Origin of the sequence: Methylobacterium sp. J-059 (assembly GCF_022829485.1) — a bacterium.
Classification (GTDB): domain Bacteria; phylum Pseudomonadota; class Alphaproteobacteria; order Rhizobiales; family Beijerinckiaceae; genus Methylobacterium.
On sequence record NZ_JAKSYA010000134.1, the window covers coordinates 1 to 4,418 of the forward strand.

At 61.0% G+C, this 4,418-nt stretch carries 1 protein-coding gene and 2 pseudogenes; all 3 read right to left on the reverse strand.

Translation table 11 applies throughout. From position 1 onward, the window contains the following. The coding region (locus MKK55_RS19610) for a carbohydrate-binding domain-containing protein (RefSeq protein WP_243937248.1) at positions 1-1,681 on the reverse strand (1,681 nt) is incomplete at its 3' end. Between the two features lie 477 nt (positions 1,682-2,158). Beyond that, a pseudogene (locus tag MKK55_RS19615) lies at positions 2,159-2,233 on the reverse strand (IS6 family transposase); the annotation flags it as partial. A gap of 89 nt (positions 2,234-2,322) precedes the next feature. After that, positions 2,323-3,636, reverse strand: a pseudogene (locus MKK55_RS19620) (transposase). Between the last annotated feature and the right edge of the window lie 782 nt (positions 3,637-4,418).

Genomic DNA, 4,418 nt, shown 5'->3' on the forward strand with positions numbered 1-4,418 from the left:
TGAACATGTTGGCGACGCCGCCGCTGTTGTAGCCGGCATGGTTGTCGGCGGCGTCGCCCGCCAGGGTCTGGCCGTTGAGGCTGACCTGATGGACGTAGAGGTTGCGGTCGGCCGTCGCGGTGCCGCCGTAGACGTCGTCGAGGAACTGCACCGCGATGTCGTGCGCACCCGTGCCGAACTGGCCCGTGAGGGTGATGTCCTGCGTCTGGCCTGCCGCATGCGGATCGGAGGAGGGGCGTGTAGGGCAAGTGTGTGGCAGGTCGTCTAGCACCTGGAAGTGCGGATTGCACTGGTAGCTGACACCCGACACGCGGAAGACGAGGGTGTCCGGAGCCAAGGGTGTCACGACCGGCGCTGTGGGTGTCGTGACCACGGACGCGGGGATCACTGGCGTAGCGGGTACTGTGACGACCGATGTCGCGGGGGTGTGAAAGTCCGCGCTGCCGTTGTTGAACATGTTGGCGACGCCGCCGCTGTTGTAGCCGGCATGGTTGTTTGCAGCGTCGCCCGCCAGCCAGTGCCCGTTACAGCTACTGACACACTCTTTCCCGACGCGGCGCTCTTCCGCTCTGCCGCCGTAGACGTCGTCGAGGAACTGCACCGCGATGTCGTGCGCACCCGTACCGAACGCTCCCGTGAGGGTGATGTCCTGCGTCTGGCCTGCCGCATGCGACGCACTGGTGGTGAGTGTGCCGCCGATCTGATGGCCGTCCACCAGCACCTGGAAGTGCGGATTGCCCTGGTAGCTGTCACCCGACACGCGGAACACAAAGGTGTCGCCCGCGACCGGAGAGGCAGCCGAGGTCAGGTGAGCCGCTGGTGCGGCAGCCGGGGTGGTATCCGTCAGGCTGCTGACCGCCGTCTTGTAGGCGGCGCCCGCATTGGGATTGTGACCATTGCTGAGCACGCCATCGTAGTCATTCGTCTCGGCGTTCCAGTAGTTGCCATAGACCATGTTGTGGTCCGCCATCCACTTGGTCACCCCCTTGATGTAATCACCGGCATTGTCGGAGGCGATACCCCATTCGCTGAGGGCAGTTGGCTTGCCGTGGGCGGCGGCAAAATCCTGCTGCCACTGCAGCCCGTAATCTCGTGCCACATCGTGCTGGAAGCCAGCCTTGGCATCCCAGGAGTCGTACTCCGGTGAGTAGTAAACGTCTGTCCCGATGACGTCGACATACTTGTCGCCTGGATAGGCTTTAGCGGGATCCATGTTGCCGCCGTCGTTGGTGGTATCCCAGACGAACTTAAAGTTGCTGGACACCGAACGGAACGTCGTCACGAGTTCCTGGAACGCCTTGACGAACGCATCCTCATGGCCGGCGGCGGCCCAGGGCATCCAGCCGCCGTTGAACTCCCAGCCGACCCGGATGTAAAGATTGCCGTCACTGCTCGGATGCGTCTGGGCGAGCGCCTGAGCGGCCTTGAGGAAGTGATCGTTGTAGGCGCCCGTGGCGACCTGCTCGAGGGAGGTGCCCCAGACGGTGAGCGGCACGCCCCAGATGTTGCCGACCGCGGCCCCCTTCCACAGGCCGGCAGCCCACGGGACGGAACTGTCAAAGCCGGCCCAGCTATCATTGTTCAGGAAGTGGAGGACGTTGCTGGGGGTGTTGCCAGCCCACTTCGTGTAGGATGCTAAAACCGAAGGATCATCGCCGACATAAACACCGGTCTGAGTCAATCCGTGCCCCTGCGCAAGTTATTGAGAAAAATATTGTGGAAGGTGGTTAATAGCATTCAAATTCGCTTCGATGGTGGCAGATATAGCACATCAACTGACCAGGAGATAATAAGTATAAAAACCTAGTATTAGTTCTAACGGCATCAATCATTTGCGGTGAAAAAGCGAAAACATAAATCAATGAACTGATTGTTTGTTTGATGTGAGTTATGAGGATTACTAAAAGAGGACGGCTATATATTCCGCCAGAGGCCCTTAAGCAAGTTTTTATCAAAATCGATTTCGAGGCTGTTTATTACGTGTCTGCTGAGGATGCGCAGCGAAGGCTTGGGCTTGTTCAGCCTCGAAAGATTGGGACGAGACAGGCTGCGCAGAAAAGTCTGACGGCGTATCGAAAGCTGTAACGTAGTTCGCAAGAAAGGCCTGATTTGCCTCGTTTTTAGGTATAGTGAATTTCTCGAAGTCCGAATCAGCCTGTAGCGGCCGGTTTTGCTCGGGGACGGTCCAGGCACCGGCAAATTCAAAGCGCTTGCGCAGCTGCAGCATGGCCTCGAGGCGTTGGAGGGGCAACTAGGAGCCCGTCCGAGTAACGGGTTTGCGGATCAAGGTCGGGGTTGGGATCAAGCCAGCCGGCGTCATGCTCAGCGCTCGGCCTTGGCCAGCTTCAGAAGGTTGTGGGCGGTGCAGATCATCGCCCATTCGCCGCGGACCTGATCGAGCCCGCGGAGCAGGAACTGTCGGAAGCCCCGGGCCGGCTTGATCTGCCCGAACACCGGCTGGACGACCTGCTTCCTGAGGCGGTACCAGCTCCGGCGGCCACCCCGCTTCAGCCGCGCGGCCATCGCACGTATCAGGGGCGTCTTCGTTAGCTTTCGACGACCGGCCGCATCCGCCTCGCCGTGACGCGCTCGCCCCGGAGCCAGGTAGGCGGTGATCCGCCGCTCCTTCAAGGCGACGAGGTTCGCCTCGTTGGCAAAGGCTGCATCGCCCGAGACCTCGCACGGCTTGCGCCCGAGATGAGCGCGGATGTCGTCGATGAGCGGCACGAGGGCGCGGGCGTCGGCGGCGTTCGTCACGAGGCGGTGCGCCACGATGATCTGATGCGCGGCATCGACGGCGATCTGCCCATTGTAGCCCTGCACGAGCTCGTCGCGGGTCGGTAGGATCCGGCTGTCCGGGTCGGTGAAGTTGCGCTGCGCCCGGTCCGGTGGCCCACCGTCCTCGGCACGTAGGGGCCGACCCTGCCAGCGCATGCCCAAGGATGCACCCGGCCCGCTCTCGTCCTCGGGGTCGGGCGGATCGATCGCTTCCGCTTCCAGCGCAGCCTTGGCAGGGCGGATCGTCTCCAGCCGCCGCACCTTGTCGGCCCTCCAGTCCGGCGTCTCGTCACCCCGTGGTTCGCGCCCTCCAACGCATCCTCGGCCGCGTCGGCCTCGCGCGCTTGCTCCAGTCAAGCGTCGACTGCGTCGGCTCGGCCGTCTTTATGCGTCCGTAGCTCATCGCCTTGTGGCGGGAGGCGTTGGCCTTCACCTTGGTCCCGTCCACCGCCACGTGGGCGAACTGGACCAGACCAGCCGCACGGCACAGGCGCAGCACCTGCACGAACAGGTCCGACAGGGCCACGAGGTGGCGCTTGCGGAAGTTGGCGATGGTGCGGAAGTCCGGCCGGTTCAGCCTGGGCACCGCCATGAGGTCGACCCGTTCCTCGCAGGCCCGGGCGAGCTAACGCGAGGAGCACAGGCCGCGGCTGTAGCCGTAGAGCAGCAGCGCCACCATCGTCCCCGGATGGTAGGGCGGGTAGCCGCGCTCCTCGGTGTAGGTGTCGAGGATGGCCGAGAGGTCGAGCGCTTCTAGCACCGTGTCGCGGACGAAGTGCGCCAGGTGCCCGGGCGGCACGAACTCGTGCAGCGAGGGCGGCAAAACCAGCCCTGATCCACATCCCAGGAGCGAAACACCTTGGCCGTGAGCCGAGTGAATCACCCTCTGACCTCGCCGTCGAGAGCATTACTCGGACGGGCTCCTAGATGTTTGGTCCCGCCGTATGGCGTTACATCTGACACCACATAGAGGGACCAAGCATCTAGCGGTGGTGAATGAGCAAAAGCTACCAACCTAAATTATGTTCTTCGCCAGCAATTCTATACGAAAAACCGTCGTTCTCTCCACAGAAGGACGAAGCGCTTATCAGTGACAGATGAATGGACCAAAATTAGAGCTTGAAGCAAGCAACTTATTATTGTGGTCCAAGCTGCACAAAATTCATGAAGCATCTCGGAAAACGACCTCATATCTTAGTAAAACTAGCAGAAGTATCTTAACTATTATTCTAATTACAGACGAGTTTTCTGGAACCTGTTTATATTTACTAGACGAATCGCTCGTAGCCTTTCCCACTGCAGCGATGATGATCACCGCGAGCGATCAATAGCAGGTCTTTGGATACGGGGCTTTTCAGTGACTCAGACCGGTGTTTATGTCGGCGATGATCCTTCGGTTTTAGCATCCTACACGAAGTGGGCTGGCAACACTCCCAGCAACGTCCTCCACTTCCTGAACAATGATAGTTGGGCCGACTTTGACAGTTCCGTCCCGTTGGCTGCCGGTCCGTGTAAGGGCGCCGCGGTCGGCAACATCTGGGGCGTGCCGCTAACTGTCTGGGGCACCTCCCTCGAGCAGGTCGCCACGGGCGCCTACAACGATCACTTCCTCAAGGCCGCTCCGGCGCTCGCCCGTACTC